Here is a 17,737-nt window from a genome sequence, read left to right as displayed (position 1 = left end):
TCAAGCTTTCGAGCGAACCAGACGCGCGTGTTTCGGTCTCAGTATCTTGTATCGTGTCAGTACCTGTTGTTTTGCGTAACCAAGTGGGGCGAGCACGCCGGCTCGACTCCACAACAACACTCTAGGGCAAACAGGGGCATCCACATGTTCATCGTCATCGATGATCGGGAGACCGTTACACGAGGCTACGCAGCAGGATTCGATCGCGAAGGCGTGGTTTCGATCGGCTTCTCATCGAAAGATTTTCGCGAATGGCTGCAATCTGCCGTAGGCAATGACGTATTGGCAATCGGGGCGTTTATCCTGGGGGACTGCTCGGACCGGACGAGCATTCCCAAGAGCATCCGCAACAAGTCTCACGCGCCAATCATCGCCCTGAACAACCTGAAGCAGCTCAGGGATACGATCGAATTGTTCGAAGCCGGCGTCGACGACGTCGTTCATGTTCCGATCCATGTTCGCGAGATACTCGTTCGCACGGCCGTCATCCGCCGGCGAACCGTCGGTCAATCAGCGGACACGCCGACGAGCCTGATCCGCGTTTTCCTTGACGGCCGTGATCCCGAGATCGGCGGCAGCACGCTGGCCCTGCCGCGTCGCGAGCTGCGTATTCTCGAGCACCTGGTCGCCCACCAGGGAAAGTGGCTTACAAAGACCCAGCTCTTCAACGCGATCTACGGTCTTTTCGACGCGAGCTTCGACGAAAACGTGATCGAGGGGCATGTCAGCAAGCTTCGCAAGAAGCTCCGCAACCATCTCGGCTACGATCCGATCGAGTCAAAGCGCTATATGGGATACCGTCTCGACGACTTGAGAAAGCGGTCTAACGGCGAATTTGATCCCTCGAGACATAATTGAAATCCTGCACGAGCATGTCCTGCAAGACGTCAGCCTGAAGGCGCTTGTTGACGTGCTCTCTGACCGTGCGTGCAAAGTGGGCGAGGTCGAACCGAGCGAGGTTCTTGAAGTCGAGATTCTCGTCGGAATAGATATTCCGGAATGCCTCGTCCACGACAAAGGCCTCAGGCGGCACCGGAAGCTGACGAAGCACCGTTGCATCGGCCGTGAAGACGAACTGTGCAACGATGTAGCCTTGGACGCTGCCTTCCGCGATCATCGGCACGTTGATCACCCTGGTCTTCTCGTAGACGAGGCCGCCCGCGTAATCCTCCCTGGCAGCGGGCGCGGCGTGTCCTTCCTTCCAATATGACAGAGCCAGGCTTGCGCCGACGGTAACGATGCAGGCCCAGACGCCAGCCACCAACAGCCTGACTATTTGCATCCGCCCGGCCCCATCAATGAGTATGTACCGTCCGATTCAACTTCCTGGATCGACCTCGCGATGATCGCCGAAACCTCGCGAACGGCATCGAGATGCATTTGCAATGCGGCTTGATTTCTTACAAGGCTTGCCCGCAGGCGCGTCAGGTGCGCGACCACGCGCGGGTCGAACTCGACCCCTTGCGTCAGCCGCATGGCCCTTGTCAGTTCGAGCAGGCCACGATTCTTGCGCTGACTAAAGGAGTCGAAATCGACCTGCGTCCGGCTCTCAAGCCTGTCGGTTTCCTCGTCAATGGTTGCCGTGAGCCGCTCGATCGCATTCAACACGTTGGAGCTGGTTCCGAGCCATTGAGCGGCGATGTCTTGCGCATCCGTGAGCCCAGGCAGCGGTGGTTGCGGCAGCGCTTGCAACCCGCCTCCCTCAGAAGCTGCCCGCTCCTGCGCCTCGAGGATATCCAACGTTTGTTGCTGCTCGTCATTCTGATTCATCGTAGCGCCCATCTTGCTGCAAGTTAGCCTTTACCCGTCGCGGAATTGACAGCGCGGGATTTCGCCAGCTGCTTGGCAATTCCTATCCCCTCACCCTTGGCCATCTCATTGCCGATCTGCTCAGCCAGCATCGACCGCCAGATCGTGCCGGCGGTTCCTTTGCCGAAGACTTCGCTGGCGTCCTGCGGCAGCATCGACTCGACGAATGTCTGCAGGACGAACGCTTCGAACTTCCGATAGACGGCGCGATCGGTATCAGCCTTCTTGATGATCGTGGCGTGCCCGCTGCCGTCGATCGCGCCGCGCAAACCGCTCGTGCCTTGCTCGGATGCTGCGGGTCGTTCCAGCGCGCCTGCCTCGATCTTCCGGTCCACCGCCGCGGCGAAGTCCTCGCCGCCTGCAGATGACGCGCGCTCAAGCCTGCCAGCGGCCACGCGCTGGGAGGCCGGATCTGCGGCCTCCATCACATCCAGGATAAGATCCGGTACGGGAGTGACCATCATGCGCCCTCACTTGCCGACCCGGTTTCATTGCCCTGCATTCTCCCGGACGGCCGTTTCGCCGCCGCTTCAGTTATTTCCTCAAGGACGCGCTGTTCCCGCTCTCGAAACGCCTGCTGTGCAGCCGTCCCGGCCATCCGAAGCACCTGCTTCAGCTTGCGCGCCTCGCTCATTGCGTGCGAGGCGATCCGCTCCTTCGCCTTGGCAAGCACGCCCTGTTCGACGCTCGCGGTCCTCAGATTCTGGCCCGCGGTTTGCGCCGCCAGTGGCGGCACGCCGTTCGCGTCGTTGAAGCCCTCGATGATCCGACGCTGGCGCTCCTGCAGTTCGTGCTCCTTCGCGTTACACTCCATCAGCTCCCATTGCGCGAGGCGATGCATCTTCGCCTGGACGGCGGCAATGCGACGGATTTTGCGATCCCTTGATTTCATGCGTCGATCAACCGGTCAGCCATGATGAAAATGCGATAGTGAACTGCAGCACGAGTTCGCGACTGGTGAGGTAGACCAGCATGAGGCCGCCGAACAGCACGAAGGGCAGCGAAATGAAATAGACGGGAATGCTTGGCGTCAGCTTGTTGGCGAGTCCGAGCGCGAAATTGACGATGACCCCGTAAATGACGAACGGGCTGGCCACCCTGAGCGCCAGGATGAACGCCTGCGAGAGATGATCGGTAAGCTCGGAGAGCCCGGTCTCCCCGCTTATGCCGGCCGCCGGCGTCCAGATCCGATAAGAGCCGATGAGCCCGCGAAGCAGCTCCCAATGCTGATCGGTCATGAAGAACAGGACGATCGCCGGCAATGTGATGAACGGCACGAGGGCCGGCATGTGTTCGCCGTCTTCCGCCGTTCCGGCTATTCCGCTGAGCCCGATCGCGGATGCCGCCATCGTCGCCACTGTTTCCAGGGCGAGAAAGAACACCCGGGCGATCAGGCCAATCAGGAGGCCGATCACCAGCTCCGACATGATCGCACGGACGATGGCCGCCATCGCGGCCGCCTCCACGACAGGGCGTAAGGCGGCTTCGAGCAAGGGCGCCAGCATCAGGGTGACGTTGATGGCCAGAAACAGCCGGACCTGCACCGGAATATTGGAACGCGAAAATCCCGGCGCGATCATCAGGCACGTGCCGACCCGGCAGAAGATCAGAAAAGTGGCGAGCACGGAGCCTGATACGCTCGCGATCAAGAAATTGCTCCGAGCGACTTCACCTCCACACCACGCGCGATCTCGACATGCGACAACACCGGCAGGGTCGGGAACACCCGTTCCGTGATCATGCGGACATATGGACGAACTTCCGGGGGCGCGACGAGCACCACGCTTTCGCCCTGCCCCATTGCCTTTCGAACCGCGGTCGAGACATCCGCAGCGAATTGCTCGACAAGGCGAGGATCGGCGTCGAATTCCACAATCTCGCCCTTGGCATCGCGTTTGAGGCTTTGATGAAATGCGAGATCCCAGCGGTTTCCGAGCCGCAGCACTTTCAGCACCCCGTTGTCGGCAAAGTCGCCGCAGATCTGCTGTGCGATGCGCATGCGAACGTGCTCTGCGATATGTTCGGCGCGGCGGATGAAAGGCGCGATTTCCGCAACGGCTTCGAGAATCAGATGCAGATTCCTGATCGAGATGCGCTCGGCAAGCAGCAGCTTGAGGACCGCCTGCAGGCCTGAATAGGAGATTTGCGACGGGCAGATATCCTCGATGAGTCGCTTGTACTCGGGATCGAGCCGGTCCAGCAGGGCCCGCATGTCCTTGTAGGAGAGGAGCTGGGACAGGTTGCCACGAATGATCTCGCTCAAATGGGTGAGAAGGACGGAAATGTTGTCCGCAACCTTGAAGCCATCCCGCTTGACCTCTTCGAGGAAGGTCTCAGGGATCCACATCGCCTTCATGCCAAAGGCCGGCTCCACCGTCTCGTCGCCCGGCACGTCCGGTTTGCGAACACCATCAAGAAGCACGAGAACCTCGCCGATGCGAAGCTCGTGCTGCGCCACGATCGTGCCGTGTATCTTGATGCGGTAGCTCTTCGGCCCGATGGACATGTCGTCCGTCAATTTGATCTCGGGAATCACAAACCCGTATTGGGTCGCGAAGCGGCGTCGTATCTTGCTGACACGATGCGCAAGTTCCCCATGCGAATGCAGCATTTGAACCGCCAGCTGGGTTCCGACGCAGAGCTCGACGTCCGCCGTCTTCAGGTATTCCTTGATCGATTCTTTCGACTCGGCCTGCGATCGCTCGCGCTCCTGCGCCGCAAGCGCCTCCTCCTGCTGCCGTCTTGCCGCCTGCCGGCGCGGAAGCGCGTAGCTCATGAACGCCATCACGCCACCCAGGAAGGCAAAGGGCAGCAGCGGCAGGCCTGGCAGCATTCCCAGAACGAACATCATGAGCGCGGCCACCGACTGCGCGCGCGGATAGCCGCCGAGCTGCCTCAGCACCGTCTGCTCGGCCGATCCCCTCGTGCCGCCCTTCGAAACCAGCAGGCCAGCCGAAAGGGAGACGATAAGCGCCGGGATCTGCGAGACCAGACCGTCACCGACGGAAAGCTTGGTGAAGATATCCGCCGCACGCGCCAGCGGGAGGCCGTGGTGGACCACGCCGATGACGATTCCGCCGAATATGTTGATCGCAGTGATGATCAGCCCGGCAATGGCATCGCCGCGCACGAATTTCGAGGCACCATCCATGGCGCCGAAGAAGGCACTCTCCTCCTCCAGTTCCCTGCGCCGGCGCTGTGCCTCCTTGTCGTCGATCAGCCCGGCTGACAGATCGGCATCGATCGCCATTTGCTTGCCCGGGATCGCATCGAGCGTAAAACGGGCGCCGACCTCGGCGATACGCGTGGCGCCCTTGGTGATCACGACAAAATTGACCGTGACAAGAATGGCGAAGATGATGAGACCGATGACGAAGTCGCCGCCCATCACGAATTTCGAGAATCCGGCCACGACGTAACCGGCCGCGTGCTCGCCTTCGGCCCCGCGCGACAGGATCACCCGCGTCGTCGCCACGTTCAGCGCGAGGCGAAGAATGGTCGCAATCAAGAGCACCGTCGGGAAGGCCGAAAAGTCCAGCGGCCGCTGAATCCACAGCGCCACCATCAGGATCAGCGCCGAGAGCGCGATCGAGAAGGCGAGACCGACATCGATCAGGACAGAGGGGACCGGCAGAACCAGGATCGTCAGGATGGCGACGATTCCGACCGCAAAGGCAACGTCGGCACCAATCCGACGCTCGCTCGGAAGAGCTGGGCTTAGTGCTTGGGCCATGAGGATTCCTGCGACACCGTCATATCAACACCTTGCAGCGCCTAGCTTGCGCGAAGGTGGTGGCGACGACGTCCCGCTCCGGAGCGTTTTCGAGCGAAGTGGATACCGGTTCGCGTGAAGAAAACGCCTCAAAGAGAGAATCTAGAGCTTCGGTTCTGATTCCATCAGAACCGAAGCTCTAGAATCCGTGCTCGATCCGCGAGTAGAGCAGTTCGGTGAAGGCGTAAATGTGCGCGCCGATGAACGAGCCGGAGACCGCGACCACGATCAGCATGACCACGATCTTCGGAATAAAGGTCAGCGTCATCTCCTGCACCTGTGTCAACGCCTGCAGCAGCGCAATCAGGATGCCGACAATCATCGCGGCTCCGACCGCGGGACCAGAGACAACGATGATGGTCCAGATCGCCTGCTGGACGATGTCGAGAGCGTCGCGTTCGTTCATGGCTAGCTGATCGTGATGCCCGGCCCAAGCTGCACGTCGACGCCATTTTCGAGTGTCGCCACGGCACCGCCCTGAATGATCCGCACCGACATGATCTTGCCTTTGATATCCTCGCCTTCAGAGCTCGTAAATGACACCGTGCGTCCGACCAGGCTTTCGGCCTGGGCCAATGCGCTGGAGGACAGCAGCGTATCGAGCTTGGCGTTCGTCTGCATCGCCTGTTCGACGGCGGATAGCTGCGCGAACTGACTCATGTACTGCGACATGTCCGTTGGACTGGTCGGATCCTGGTTCTTCATCTGCGCGATCAGGAGTTGCAAGAACTGATTGTAGTCCACCGTTGCCGGCGTGGACGAGGATTCCGAGCTCTTGTTCGCCGCCGAGTTTGGAGAATTCACGCTGTCAACGTTCATATCGTCCTCCTGATGCTTCACGCGACTTCGACGGGCCTCGGCAGGTCGCCGCCCGTCATGATCTGCTGTTCAATCTCGAACAGAGCGCGAGTTCTGCGCAAAGCTTCATAGTATCGTTTCGATTCGACCAGTTTCTCGATCTGTTCCAGGCCGTCCAGGATCTCTGCGTTTTCGGTGGCTGCGAGCAAGCCGGACCGCTGCTGCCGATAGACCGATTTTGCCTCTTCGACGTCATGAGGGCTCATGAGCATGAGCTGGACGACGAAATAAAGCTGGCGCAGCGGGGTCGTCGCGTCCGTGACCTGCATGACCTGGCTCTCGAGCAGAAACGTCACGTCATTGATCAGCTCGAGAGTCACCTTGCGGTCGACCCGGAGCACCGCTCCGTTCACGTAGATCCGCTCGCCGCCGCGCAGCGAAATACAGATCGGCTTCTTCATGCGAGCGCGTCTCGAATGATGACGTTGATCGCGACGAGCTCCGCAACGTCGCCGGAACTCTCCTGCCGAATCCGGTCCGCTTCCTTGATGATCCACAGGCCGATCGAGATAAGATCGGCGCGCAACTTTTCCGGAAGCCCATTGCGGGGGCTGGAGAGGTCCTCCACGAAGAACGCCCAGAGCCTTCGAACGAACAGCAACGCCTCGGCATCCTCCGGCGGCGGAAGATCCCCGCTCTGCAGGCGCCTCAACAGATCGATCCCGTGGTTCAGGGCCTGTTGCTCGCGGGCACGCGCCTCCCGCCCGCTATCTTCGATCACCGCGTCGTAACTGGATAATGTCATTTAACTCGCAGCCGGCTGGTTACTGACGGATTGCCGATCAGAGATAGTTGAGGATGCTGAGCTGCTGAATGCGAGCCGTAAGCGCCAGCGACATGTCCAATTGGTTTTTCAGGTTGGTAACACGGACCGATGCTTCTGCCGGATCGACCGCTTCCATCGCCGTGACCTGCTTCGTGATCAGATCGCTCTGGATTTTGAGGCGGCTCGTGGCATTGGTCGTCTGCTCCTGGGCCGTTCCCAATTTGGCGCCCACGCCGGCCAGATCATTGATCGCGCCACCGATGATTTCGGTCGCCTTGTCGATCACCGCCTGGAACGCATTCTGGTTGAGGTTCTGCGTGCCAAGGTCGCTCAGCATCGTGTAGGCCATCGCCAGCTTGCGAAATGCAGGTTCGTTGGCGCTGACTGAGGAGTCGATCGTCTCCGTCGTCGAGATGCGGCTCCGCATCACCTGATCGGAAGCGGTCGACCAGTTTGCACCCCAGGCCGGATCGTCGAACTGCGCCTTGAACGTCGTATCCAGGAAGTTCTGCATCGCCGCGGCGCTGATGCCTGACACCGCCGGATCAGTCTGCGTAAAGCCGAAATTCACCAGGAACGCGGCATCGACAGCGTTCTTGCTGGTCGAGCCGGTCGCGTAGCCCGTCATCGGCTGCACGCCGGTATTGATGCCGCCGAACAGATATTGGCCATCCATCGTGACGTTCAGCGCCCCGATCAGGCTGTCGAGGTTGGCGCGCGACGGCTGCAGGATGACGTTGCCGCCGTTGGCGGAATTGCGCGCCGCAAACAAATCCTTCTGGAAGGATTGCGCCGTGCTGATCAGCTCGCCCACCCGCTGCTGCGATATGTCGAGCCGTCCGGAGATAAGGGCATTGGTGTCCACCAGCTTGTCGAGATCGAGCAGATCGGCCCTGAGCGTCACATCGCGACCGGCGAGTGCGCCAAGCTCGCGCCCCACATCGGCAAAGCGGCCGTTCGTCGCCTCCTTCGTCGCTTGCGCGATCGCGGTCTGGCTCTTCATGGCCGCGATGCGCAACGTCGTCGAGATCGAGCTGGAGGAAATGAATGTCGTAGCCATACCGTTACCTCACCGCCGCGAGAAGGTCTTTCAGCATCTCGTCGACCGTCGCGATCAGTTTCGACGAGGCAGAAAATGTACGTTCGACCTGCAACATGAACGACATTTCGTCGTCCATGTTGACGCCGCTGACGTTGGACAGCGCTTCCGCGCTGCGCTCCAGCAGCGTTTGGCTATAGGTCGCTTCATCGTTCGTGCTCTTGCGCTCAGCTTCCAGCCAGCTCACCGACGAGCCGGCGAAGTCGATCAGGCTCGCATTCGGCTTCCCGAGGGCCGCCGGATTGAACGGACGGCTTGCAGCCATGCCATCCACAAGCTGTTGCACCCGGGCGGAGAACCCGGCCGCGCCGCTCGTGTTGTAGCGGTAAGCCACGTTGCCGGAGATGGCGCCGTCTCTCAGCAGCAGCGGATTGCCGCCGGCACCCTGATCGACCGACGGATTGACGAAGATCGTGCCGGCAAGCCCCGAGGAGATCGCACCCGTTGGCGGCATGGCCGGCGCACCCGGATAAGTGAAGAGGCCGGGCACGTCGGGCAGCGCCGCGCCAGTCTGATCGCTCTCCGCGAAAGTCTCGATCAAGCCGCGCGCGATCTCGTCGAGCTGGTTTTGATAGGTGACCGTGGTATCGTCGCGTAGCGCGGCAAGGCCGGCGAGCTTTCCGCCATGGATCGGCATCACCGCCGACGCGCCGGTGACGGGAACGCCGTCGATATAGACCGCATTTCCGGTCGTGCCCGCCGTATAAGAAAAAGTCGCGTCGAGCGTGACTGACCGCGCCTTGGTCTCAAAGAGCGTAACGCCAGAGTCCGTGTAGATGACCATATCGTTGTTGGCACGGGTGGCGGTCGTTATGCCGACCTCCTGCGAGAGCTTGGACAGAATATTGTCCCGCATATCGAGGTAGTCTGTGATATCGCTTCCGGTGATGGTCCCCTTGACGATCGAGGTGTTGACCGTCTCGAACTGGGCCAACAGCTGGTTGATGGTCGAGACCGATGTCACCATGTCGGCATCGGCGTCGGCCCGCACCGACTGAACCGTCTTCGTCGCGTCGTTGAGCGCCGAAGCGACGCCCTTGGCCGCCGTGACTGCCGCTTGCGCGAGCGTGATATTGTCCGGCGCCGTCGCATATTGCTGCAGGGCGCTCTTCAGCTTGGCAAGCTGCGCGGCCGGCGACTGGTCCTGCTGCGGATCGTCGACGGTTGTGGCCGCGATCTTCTGCAGGCCGTTGTAGATCGAATCCTGCTTGGCAGTGGTGGAGGCCGCCTTCAGCACATTGTAGAACAGCCCCTCGCTGGTGGCGCGCTGAATGCCCGCGACATAGACCCCGTTTCCTGGCAGCGTTGCGACCAGCACATTCTTTCGCGAATAGCCCTCCTGCATGGAGCCGGCGATATTGCGCGATATCACGGAAGCCTGCGCACTTGTCGCCATGAGCGACGTACGCGCCGAACTGAGTGCGACCGTGAGTGACATGAGACCCCCCGCCCCGATGATGCGCCGACGCCGCCTAGCGCTTCAGATTGACCAGCACGTCGAGCAGATCGGCTCCGGTCTGGAAGACCTTTGAATTGGCGGTGTATCCGCGCTGCGACTCGATCATCGAGGTCAACTCCGCGGCAAGGTCGACGTTGGACTGTTCGAGCGCCTCCGATTTGACGGTGCCCAGGCCGCTCCGCCCGGCGAAGTCGAGCTGCACGTTCCCGGAGTCGATCCCGACCGAGTAGACGTTGCCGGCCTCCGGCATGAGATTGTCCGGGCTCGGCACGGTCGCGAGCGGAATTTTATAGGTGGCGAGCCGGGTCCCGTCGGCATAGATCGAGTACAGGGTGCCGTCGGTGTCGACCTCCACCTTGTCGATCGAACTCGGCGCATTGCCGTTGACGTTCGGCTTGAAGGCGAAGTCGTCGGCGACCTGCGTCATCGCCGAAAGGTCGAGCGTGAACGGCGAGCCGCCCGGGATTGTAAACGTGAGAGTGGTGGGGCTGGCCGCGTCCAGCTTGCCTTTTCCAGTCGCGCTGACGTCGAAGGTGAACGTATCGGAATCCAGCGGTCCGCTTGAATAGGGAAAACCGCCGTTCGTCGAGGCGGCGTTGTCATACGCTTGCACGTCCCAGGTGTTGGCCGCCGTCTTGAACATGTAGACGTCGAGGGTCACCTTGTTCCCGATATTGTCGTAGGTGACGATCGAGGTCTTGGACGTATAGTTGGGCGGGCCTGCGGTGATGGGTGCGTTGGCGTCGAGATTGGCACTCTCCAATGTCGCCCTCGTCGAAGGATTGCCCTGAAGTGCCGTTTGCGCGATGTTGACGACGTCAAGGCCGGTCAAACCATTCGCGACAACGTTGGGCGGACCGTTTCTGACGTCATAGCCCATCAAATAGAATCCCGCCGCATTGACCAGGTTGCCTTCGCCATCCGGCACGAAGGAACCGGCGCGGGTCAGGAACGGCGTGCCCCCGGCATCGGTCACGACAAAGAATCCGTTGCCCTGGATCATGAGATCTGTCGCTGATGTCGTGTATTGCGGCGCCCCGGGATCGGAGATGGCATAGCGGACATTCGTCTCCACGCTGCCGGAATTGTAGCTGCCGGACCCGCTCCTCAGAATGAGCGAAGAGAATTCGGTGGCGGCACGCTTGTAGCCTGTGGTGTTGACGTTCGCGATGTTGTCGGCAACGGTCGACAGCTTGTTGGATTGCGCATTCATGCCGGAGCCACCGGTGCGCATGACACCATACAGACTCATCAATCACCTCCGCTCTGAGTGAATAACATTAAAGGCGCTCTTGCTTGTGTGGGGCTGTCTGCAGCGCGTTCCTTGAGATCATGATCCGATTGGGCGGAATCGGATCATGATCTCTTTGTTTGAGCATGATCTTTCGGAAAACCGGTTTCCACTTTTCCGGATCATGCTCTAGCTCAGGTCGTGCGCTCGCCACAGTATGCGCGCGCGCCGGTCGTCCACGCTCCAAAGCCGCTCGCCACCAGGCTTCCGATCACGCTGCAAATGTAGCGTCGTTGCGCGACCGTATTGTTCGGACCCGCGTTGTAGCGGGCGACCGCCATGGTCCAGCTGCCCTCCCGCGCGCGCAATTCCTTGAGGAAGCGCGCCGCATAGTCGACGTTTTTCGCCGGATCGAACATCGCCTCGACGCTGGTGAACTCGTGTCCGTGATAGTGATGGTTGATCTGCATGCAACCGAGATCGACCAGCTTGGCGCCCTTGCTCTTCGCTTCGCGAAACTGGGCAACGGCATCCCGGAGGTCGCTGGCCATGGCCGTCCTGCCGTCGATATTGAGCGCGTAGGGATGCAGGACGCCCTTGCGTCCGGTCTCGCTCAGACCAACTGCATACAGTACCCCCAGCGGCACGCGGTGCGTGCGTGCCGCGCGCGCCATCTCGCGCTCGCAAAGCCCGTCGGCGCGTGCGACGGTGGCCGGGCTACAGATAGACAGCACCACTATTGCGATCGCGTGCCACCTCTTCGTCCTGACGACGCTCGGTTGGCTTGATGAACTGGTCATGGCCCTGCCTGTTGTGACGCGTCCCGGCTTGCCCATCGCCGGACTGACGCTCCGAGGCGCCATTGTTGAACTGTGATCCGCCCTGGGGCTGCTGCGACTGTTGCTGATCCGATTGCGCGTGCGACGGGCCGCCGCCTGAAGTCGCGTGGCGCGCACTGCTATGGTCAATCGACGCAATATCGAACGTGTAGCCGGCGGACTGCATCGCATCCATCAGGACCCCGCGCTCCTCGCGCAGCAACTGCGTTGTCTCATGCCGGTCCGCGAGCAGCCTTACCTCGACGGCATCGCCGGCGAGGCGCATCCTCACGGTCACCGTACCCATGCTGGGCGGATCCAGTTGCAGGGTCAGCATCCTGACCGGCGCATCAGGCCCGCGACGCATATCCGGAGGCGTGAGATCTGCCGCCGTCGCAGGCGCTGCGGCCGGCGCCGTTGCCAGATCAGGCGCGATGCGATCGACGATCTTCTGCAATAGCGTTGGCTGGCCGACGGGCTGGAAATGCGTCTCCTGCTCGCGCACCGCGACCTTCACCGTCGGCATGGGCCGCGTCTCCATTGCACCGAGCGATGATGCAAAGCGCTGCTCGGGAACGACATCCGCCTTTGGAGATTTCGCCGGCTCGCCTGGCGTGAGCAGGTCCGCTCCATGCTCGACCCGGGCTTGCGACCGGGCGGGGCGCGGAGTGCCGCCATCATCCCGCGAGGAGAGCGGCTGATCGAGCCTGGAGATCATGGAACTGAGTGCGGCCTCGGGCGCACGCCATTCCGGAGCAGTCGGCGTCATTTCTTCGCCCGATCGGTGCGAGGAAGTTTCGCTCGCCTGCCGGCGGGTCCGATCCCTGGGCCGGCTCGCTACCTGATCCGGCACGTCCGCGAGGGGATTGGACGGTTCAGGCTCCTGCGCCGGCTCCATCTCGGCACTCTTGGTATCGACCCGAGGCTTCTGCTTCGCTCCCTCCGCGAGCACCCGGAGCTGCTCACGAAATTGTCCGGCGTTACCCTTGCTGTCCTCGAGCTTGCCCTTGTGGTCCTTGGCGACCATCGCAGTCTGGGGCGCGAGGCGCGTAGCCGCCTTGCCGCCGGTGAGCTGGCGGATCATGGCCATCAAAGGGTCGGTCTTGTTCATCGAACTCGCTCCTTCAATTGCTCTTTCGATTCGTCGAGAAGCGCTTGCGCCCGGTTGACGGCGGCAAGCGAACGGCCGAAGTCGATCCGCGGGCGCATCGACGTCTGCGCCTCGCCCGAGTGCTCCTGCTGTGCCGGAGCCGCAGGAAGCGCCTTTCTGACGTTGTGCCCGACCGCGAGCGCTGCCCTCAGCAACTCGGCATCTCGTTCGGGAAGCCGGCCAACCTCGATCTTCTGCAGATCCAGCAGCGCTTCTTCATGCGCGTTCGTCACCACGCGCGCGGCTGCGCGATAAAATCTCGCGCGCTCGCGCTCGGAACTGCCCTCGTCCGTAAGCCCCAGCACGCGCTCTGCCGCCAGATCCGCCATGTCGACCTTGCCGCGCACCAGCGCGGTGCGCGCGATCAGCAGATAAAGGGCGCGCTGGCCGGCGCTGTCGAGCTGATCGAGCAAGGCGACAAGGCGGGGAAACCGATCCGATTGCTGCGCGAAGCTGAAACGCGCCACCGCCACTGCAAGCCGCTGGCGAAAATTCCCCGCATAGATCGAATGCCTGAAGCGTCGAAAATACTTTTGCGCCAGCGCTTCGAACTTGTCGAAATCGTCGACCTGGCCGGCGACGAAAATCTCCCGGCGCAGCGCCGCCTCCTCGACCAGCGTTCCCGGCATCAGCAGCCTTGCGTCATCCAGCCGTTCGATCGCTGCCTTCGGGTCGGTTTGCGCAACGAGCGCGGACTGCACCAGTGCAATCTCGGCCGCGATGGTCGGCGGCAGGTCGCGCGCGCCTATGCCCGCAAGCCGTGCCTTGGCGTCCTCCGCTCGGCCTTCCACATAGGCGATCGCGCCGTCCAGGATCGCCTCATCGGGGCTGAGCAGTTTCCGGGAGCGGAGCGCATCGACCACCTGGGGCGATCCTCCGCTGAGCAGGAAGGTCACCACCGCACGCGAGTTTCTCGGGTCCTTCCAGACCGACGGATCGACTTTCTGAAGCTCCTCGCCTAATCGCTTGAGCAGGGCTGGCTGCGCATTGTGCGCCTCGAGGTTGCCGCGCGCGATCTCGTCCTGCAAAGCGTGGAGCGTCCGGACCGGCTGATAGGGTTCGCGCGTCGGCGCTTCTGCCTCTTCCGCTCGGGCTGCGCCCACCAGAACGAACAGCACGACGGCGATGGTTCCCGCGCGGCTCATGGCAAAGGAGTGCGGATCAAGAGCTCGATCCGCCGGTTCTCTGCGGCTGACGGATCGTTCGGATTTTTCGGCCGGCGATCGGCGAAGCCCTCGACGTGATCGATGCGCCGGGCATCGAGGCCGCCGCGTATCAGCATGTGATAGGCCATATGGGCGCGCGCGGTCGACAATCGCCAATTGTCGTATTCCGACGATCGATAGGGGCGGTTATCGGTATGGCCACGTACAATCACCGGTCCCTGGCTTTGCGATATCAAGGGCGTGATCTTGTCGAGCGCCCGCACGAGGCCAGGGGTGGGTTCCGCCGACCCGGTGGCGAACATGCCGTAGTTCACATCGTCCGTAAGGCTGATGAGGAGGCCCTCATTGCTCTCGCGGACCTCGGCAACAGGACGCGCCGATCCGAGCGGCGCGAGAGCCGCGGATATGGCGGCCTGCAGCTTGCTCGCCTCGCTCTGCACAGGCTTCCGATCGGCTTGCGGAGCGGCTGAGCCTTTGTCGCCTGCGGGCGAAGTCGAGCCCTTCTCTCCCTGCGCCGCAGATGAGCGATTGGCGGCCGGATCGTTCATGGAGTCATCATCGGCGAACAGGCCAATCGCCTTTGCCGTATCCTGCTTCTCGGTCGCCGCCGGAGATCCCTTGGCTGCATCCGACCTCTGAATGGGAGCCGCTGTGGCGTCCGGCTTGCCTTCCGACGGGTGTGGACCTTTTCCCTCGCTCAGCGCCGTGGCGTCGTCGTCGAACGGCAGATTGCCAAGCTCCTTGCTGCCCGACGCTTTCTTTTCCAGCGGCGCCGCAGACGCCATGGGCCAGTAAACGGGATCGAACGGGTCTTTGAAGGCCTCGCCGCCCTTCCACCCCTCTTTGCGGGTCGAGTCCAGCGCAGTGCCCACTTCCGCGATCCGCGGGGGACCGCCGGCAATTTCCGACAGCACGGCGTAAGGATCGCGGAACAGCGTCGCTTCGCCGAAACGCGGCGGCGGCGCCTGTGGACGTTGCACCTGCTGCGCCGACTTGCCCGGTTCAGGTTTCGGCCGCAGGCTGTCTTCCTCCACGGCCTTGCCGGGATCGACGCGCCGGGCGTCGTTGATGCCCTTGCGATCAGGGGTCGAGTCGGCCAGCTTGATCGGGTTGAAGTAACTGGCGACGCTTTCGCGCGTCTCCTGGTTGGTGGCGCTGATGAGCCACATCACCAGGAAGAATGCCATCATCGCCGTCATGAAATCGGCATAGGCAATTTTCCAGACGCTGTTCTTTGCTTCGGGGCTGTCGAGGGTGCTCCGACGTCGGACGATGATCAGCTCTGACCTGTCTTGATCGGCCATGTCAGTTCAGGACCGCGAACTTCAATCGCTCCGCCCAGAGCTTCATCTGGGTTTCAAGGAAGACCTGATCGACAGTGACCGAAACCTCCGCCACCGGAGCGGCCCGAAGCTCGACCGCAATTGCGCGTACCGCAAGCTTGCCGCGCAGCACTTCCACCAGTTCAGCCGGGCATGTGACCCGCACCGCCGGCCGGCGAACATCGGAGGCGACCGACGCGAGCTGCTCGACGAAGGTGTTAACCGCCTGCTTCTGCACAGCGTTCGAAATAAACGGCTCGAGTATGCGCGCCGTCACCCCGGCGATCTTGGCTTCAAGCTGCGCGCCGACTTCGGCGATGTCTCCGGCAATCTTGGCAGCCATTTCATTCAGCAGCTTGTGCCTTTCGTCGGCGAACTGCAGGCTCAGCCTGTGTTTCTCGTCGGCAAGCTTCTGCTCCAACTCGGCCAATGCCGTCGCGTAGCCGTTGGATCTTCCACGCTGATACGCATCATCCTCGTCGGACGGTGCTGGAGGCGCCGGCTTGGGCTGCACCTTCGGACTGGAATGCTGGGTGTAATCGAACGGAATGACGCGGCTGCGCGCCTTCTGCGATTCCGGCTGATCGAAGCTTGCCAGCAAACGCGCTACCTTCTCCGAACTCATGCCGACTCCTCCTGCCGAATCCATTGCTTGAGAATCGCTGCTGCCTGCTTCTCATCGAGCTGAACGATCTGCTCCAATCGCCGCTGTGGAGCGTGCTGAACTCGTTTCGATATATCCTGGACGAGATTCGGCGCCTCTTCTCCGAACTGCGCCATCGAGCCGCCCTCGCCGCCCAGCAGCGCGGTGGTCTCTCCCATCTCGACCTGGGCAGTTTCGGATGAGCGGGAGTCGAGGATCGCGTTGATCGCGGGCCGCAAGCCGAACCAGATCAGCATTGCGGCAACAGCGACGATTGCGACTGCGCTGACAAAGGCGCCGGACTGGCGCATCAGCACTTCCGTAAAGGTGATCGCCGGGACCGGCGGGAAGTCGCGCGCGCCTTCCATGAACTCGACCGCCGATACCTGGATCTGGTCTCCGCGCTGACGGTCAATGCCTGCCGCGGTCGCGGCGAGCTGGCCGATCTCGGCGACCTTTGCTTCCACGGCCCCATCGCCGGCTTTGTCACCAAGACTGGCCAGGAGGCGCGGACGATTGACCAGCACCGCGAGGAACAGCTTGTTGACCACATAGCCGTCGCTTACGGTCGTCGTGGTTTTCGACGACACTTCGAAGTTGGTGACGTCCTCCCGCCGCTGCTTCTCATCGTTGGAATTCTTGCCGCCGCTCGCATTGATCTGTTGATCCGGCAGGTTCTGCTGCACCGTCGTCGGCGTCTGCCGATCCAGGCTCTGCGACGACTCCTTCTCACGAACGGCGCGAACGGATCGCTGGACGCGGGACTCCGGATCGTAGACGGTCTCGTTGGTCTGCCGCTTGTCCGTGCTGAGCTGAGTGGCGACGCTGACCTCAAAATTGTCGAGGCCCAGATAGGGCGCGAGCGCCTTGCTGACATTCTCCTGGATCAGGCGACTGACGACGCGCTGCAGGTTCGCCATGCTCGCCGGTGCCGCGGTCTCGTCGTCGGACGCGAGCAGCGATCCATCGCTGTCCAGGACAGTCACCTTGTCGGCGGTCATCCCCGGAACTGCCGCTGCGACGAGGTGACGAACCGATCGCGCCGTCCTGGGGTCGGCAGCCCCGTCGGTGCGGATCACAACGGATGCCGAAGGCGGCTGCTGCTCCCGCCGGAACGATCCACGCGCCGGCATGACGATGTGGACGCGCGCAGCCTTCACGCCTTTGAGGACTTGGATCGTGCGGGCGATCTCGCCTTCGAGCGCACGGACGCGGGTGACTTCCTGCATGAACGACGTGAGACCAAGCGAGCCGATCTTGTCGAACAGCTCGTAGCCCCCGCTGCTGCTGTTCGGCAAACCCTTCTCGGCCAGCAATGTTCTTGCCTGAGCGGTCTGCCCCGGTCGCACGAAGATGGTGTCGCCTGACGCATTCACGTCGAACGCGACGTTCGCGTCGCGCAGGACCGCGCCGACGCGCGAGACGTCTTCCCGGCTGAGACCGGTGTAGAGCACATCGAATTCCGGCCGGCTCAGATAGTAGGCGCCGCCGCCGACACCCAGGAAGACGGCAAGGCCGACAAGCGCGAGCACAGTGAGGCGCCGGGGGCCAAGCTCGAGCAGATTGTTCCAGAGCCTTTGCGCATGTTCGCGGTTAACCATCAAACCCTCTGCCATACTTCCGAATCGATTCTCGATCGTGAAG

The 17,737-nt window shown here is 62.0% G+C and carries 20 protein-coding genes; 1 reads left to right on the top strand and 19 read right to left on the bottom strand.

What is annotated here, in order from left to right; genetic code table 11:
* The first annotated feature begins 144 nt into the window (after positions 1-144).
* Complete coding sequence (locus K288_RS0122480; protein WP_027581592.1) at positions 145-858, top strand: response regulator transcription factor; 714 nt, start codon at positions 145-147, stop codon at positions 856-858.
* Here the strand turns inward: K288_RS0122480 and K288_RS0122475 are convergent.
* The 19 genes from K288_RS0122475 to fliF form a co-directional block, all read right to left on the bottom strand.
* Positions 824-1,282, bottom strand: a complete 459-nt coding sequence (locus K288_RS0122475) for a hypothetical protein (protein ID WP_043160437.1) — start codon at positions 1,280-1,282, stop codon at positions 824-826. The genes K288_RS0122480 and K288_RS0122475 overlap by 35 nt on opposite strands.
* The gene (locus K288_RS46250) at positions 1,273-1,770 is read right to left on the bottom strand and encodes a hypothetical protein (RefSeq protein ID WP_244443215.1); all 498 of its coding nucleotides are present in this window, start codon (positions 1,768-1,770) and stop codon (positions 1,273-1,275) included. The genes K288_RS0122475 and K288_RS46250 overlap by 10 nt, the downstream gene beginning before the upstream one ends.
* Positions 1,771-1,793: 23 nt before the next feature.
* Positions 1,794-2,273: a rod-binding protein gene (locus K288_RS0122465; protein WP_027581590.1), complete on the bottom strand. Its 480-nt coding sequence runs from the start codon at positions 2,271-2,273 to the stop codon at positions 1,794-1,796.
* Positions 2,270-2,650 carry a hypothetical protein gene (locus K288_RS46245; RefSeq protein WP_244443214.1) on the bottom strand — a complete coding sequence of 127 codons (381 nt, stop codon included), beginning with the start codon at positions 2,648-2,650 and terminating at the stop codon, positions 2,270-2,272. The genes K288_RS0122465 and K288_RS46245 overlap by 4 nt, the downstream gene beginning before the upstream one ends.
* 58 nt (positions 2,651-2,708) lie before the next feature.
* Positions 2,709-3,458, bottom strand: coding sequence for a flagellar biosynthesis protein FliR (fliR, locus tag K288_RS0122455; protein WP_027581589.1), 750 nt, complete (start codon positions 3,456-3,458; stop codon positions 2,709-2,711).
* Positions 3,455-5,542, bottom strand: coding sequence for a flagellar biosynthesis protein FlhA (gene flhA, locus K288_RS0122450; protein ID WP_027581588.1), 2,088 nt, complete (start codon positions 5,540-5,542; stop codon positions 3,455-3,457). Before flhA ends, fliR begins: the two co-directional genes overlap by 4 nt.
* Before the next feature lie 178 nt (positions 5,543-5,720).
* Complete coding sequence (gene fliQ, locus K288_RS0122445) at positions 5,721-5,987, bottom strand: flagellar biosynthesis protein FliQ (protein ID WP_027581587.1); 267 nt, start codon at positions 5,985-5,987, stop codon at positions 5,721-5,723.
* 2 nt (positions 5,988-5,989) lie between these two features.
* Positions 5,990-6,400: a flagellar hook assembly protein FlgD gene (gene flgD / locus K288_RS0122440; protein WP_027581586.1), complete on the bottom strand. Its 411-nt coding sequence runs from the start codon at positions 6,398-6,400 to the stop codon at positions 5,990-5,992.
* 17 nt (positions 6,401-6,417) lie between these two features.
* On the bottom strand, positions 6,418-6,828 hold the full coding sequence (flbT, locus tag K288_RS0122435; protein WP_027581585.1) for a flagellar biosynthesis repressor FlbT: 411 nt from the start codon (positions 6,826-6,828) through the stop codon (positions 6,418-6,420).
* 8 nt (positions 6,829-6,836) lie between these two features.
* The gene (flaF, locus tag K288_RS0122430) at positions 6,837-7,184 is read right to left on the bottom strand and encodes a flagellar biosynthesis regulator FlaF (RefSeq protein ID WP_027581584.1); all 348 of its coding nucleotides are present in this window, start codon (positions 7,182-7,184) and stop codon (positions 6,837-6,839) included.
* A gap of 37 nt (positions 7,185-7,221) precedes the next feature.
* The gene (locus K288_RS0122425) at positions 7,222-8,265 is read right to left on the bottom strand and encodes a flagellar hook-associated family protein (RefSeq protein WP_027581583.1); all 1,044 of its coding nucleotides are present in this window, start codon (positions 8,263-8,265) and stop codon (positions 7,222-7,224) included.
* A gap of 4 nt (positions 8,266-8,269) precedes the next feature.
* Positions 8,270-9,742 carry a flagellar hook-associated protein FlgK gene (gene flgK, locus K288_RS0122420; protein WP_027581582.1) on the bottom strand — a complete coding sequence of 491 codons (1,473 nt, stop codon included), beginning with the start codon at positions 9,740-9,742 and terminating at the stop codon, positions 8,270-8,272.
* Between the two features lie 34 nt (positions 9,743-9,776).
* The gene (locus tag K288_RS0122415; protein ID WP_027581581.1) at positions 9,777-11,015 is read right to left on the bottom strand and encodes a flagellar hook protein FlgE; all 1,239 of its coding nucleotides are present in this window, start codon (positions 11,013-11,015) and stop codon (positions 9,777-9,779) included.
* A gap of 173 nt (positions 11,016-11,188) precedes the next feature.
* Positions 11,189-11,668 (bottom strand): transglycosylase SLT domain-containing protein, encoded by a 480-nt coding sequence (locus K288_RS0122410; protein WP_027581580.1) that lies wholly within the window; start codon positions 11,666-11,668, stop codon positions 11,189-11,191.
* 43 nt (positions 11,669-11,711) lie between these two features.
* On the bottom strand, positions 11,712-12,923 hold the full coding sequence (locus K288_RS0122405) for a flagellar hook-length control protein FliK (protein WP_152535630.1): 1,212 nt from the start codon (positions 12,921-12,923) through the stop codon (positions 11,712-11,714).
* Positions 12,920-14,107: a chemotaxis protein gene (locus tag K288_RS0122400; protein WP_027581578.1), complete on the bottom strand. Its 1,188-nt coding sequence runs from the start codon at positions 14,105-14,107 to the stop codon at positions 12,920-12,922. The genes K288_RS0122405 and K288_RS0122400 overlap by 4 nt, the downstream gene beginning before the upstream one ends.
* Positions 14,104-15,432: a MotB family protein gene (locus tag K288_RS0122395; RefSeq protein ID WP_027581577.1), complete on the bottom strand. Its 1,329-nt coding sequence runs from the start codon at positions 15,430-15,432 to the stop codon at positions 14,104-14,106. Before K288_RS0122395 ends, K288_RS0122400 begins: the two co-directional genes overlap by 4 nt.
* 1 nt (position 15,433) lies before the next feature.
* Positions 15,434-16,075 (bottom strand): hypothetical protein, encoded by a 642-nt coding sequence (locus K288_RS0122390; protein WP_027581576.1) that lies wholly within the window; start codon positions 16,073-16,075, stop codon positions 15,434-15,436.
* A complete protein-coding gene (gene fliF, locus K288_RS0122385) occupies positions 16,072-17,694 on the bottom strand; it encodes a flagellar basal-body MS-ring/collar protein FliF (protein ID WP_152535629.1) in 1,623 nt (540 codons plus the stop codon). Before fliF ends, K288_RS0122390 begins: the two co-directional genes overlap by 4 nt.
* Between the last annotated feature and the right edge of the window lie 43 nt (positions 17,695-17,737).

Origin of the sequence: Bradyrhizobium sp. Ai1a-2, from assembly GCF_000426245.1 — a bacterium.
In the GTDB taxonomy this organism is placed as follows: Bacteria; Pseudomonadota; Alphaproteobacteria; order Rhizobiales; family Xanthobacteraceae; genus Bradyrhizobium.
Note: the sequence above shows the minus strand (reverse complement) of the source record. Positions and strands in the feature narration are given on the sequence as shown.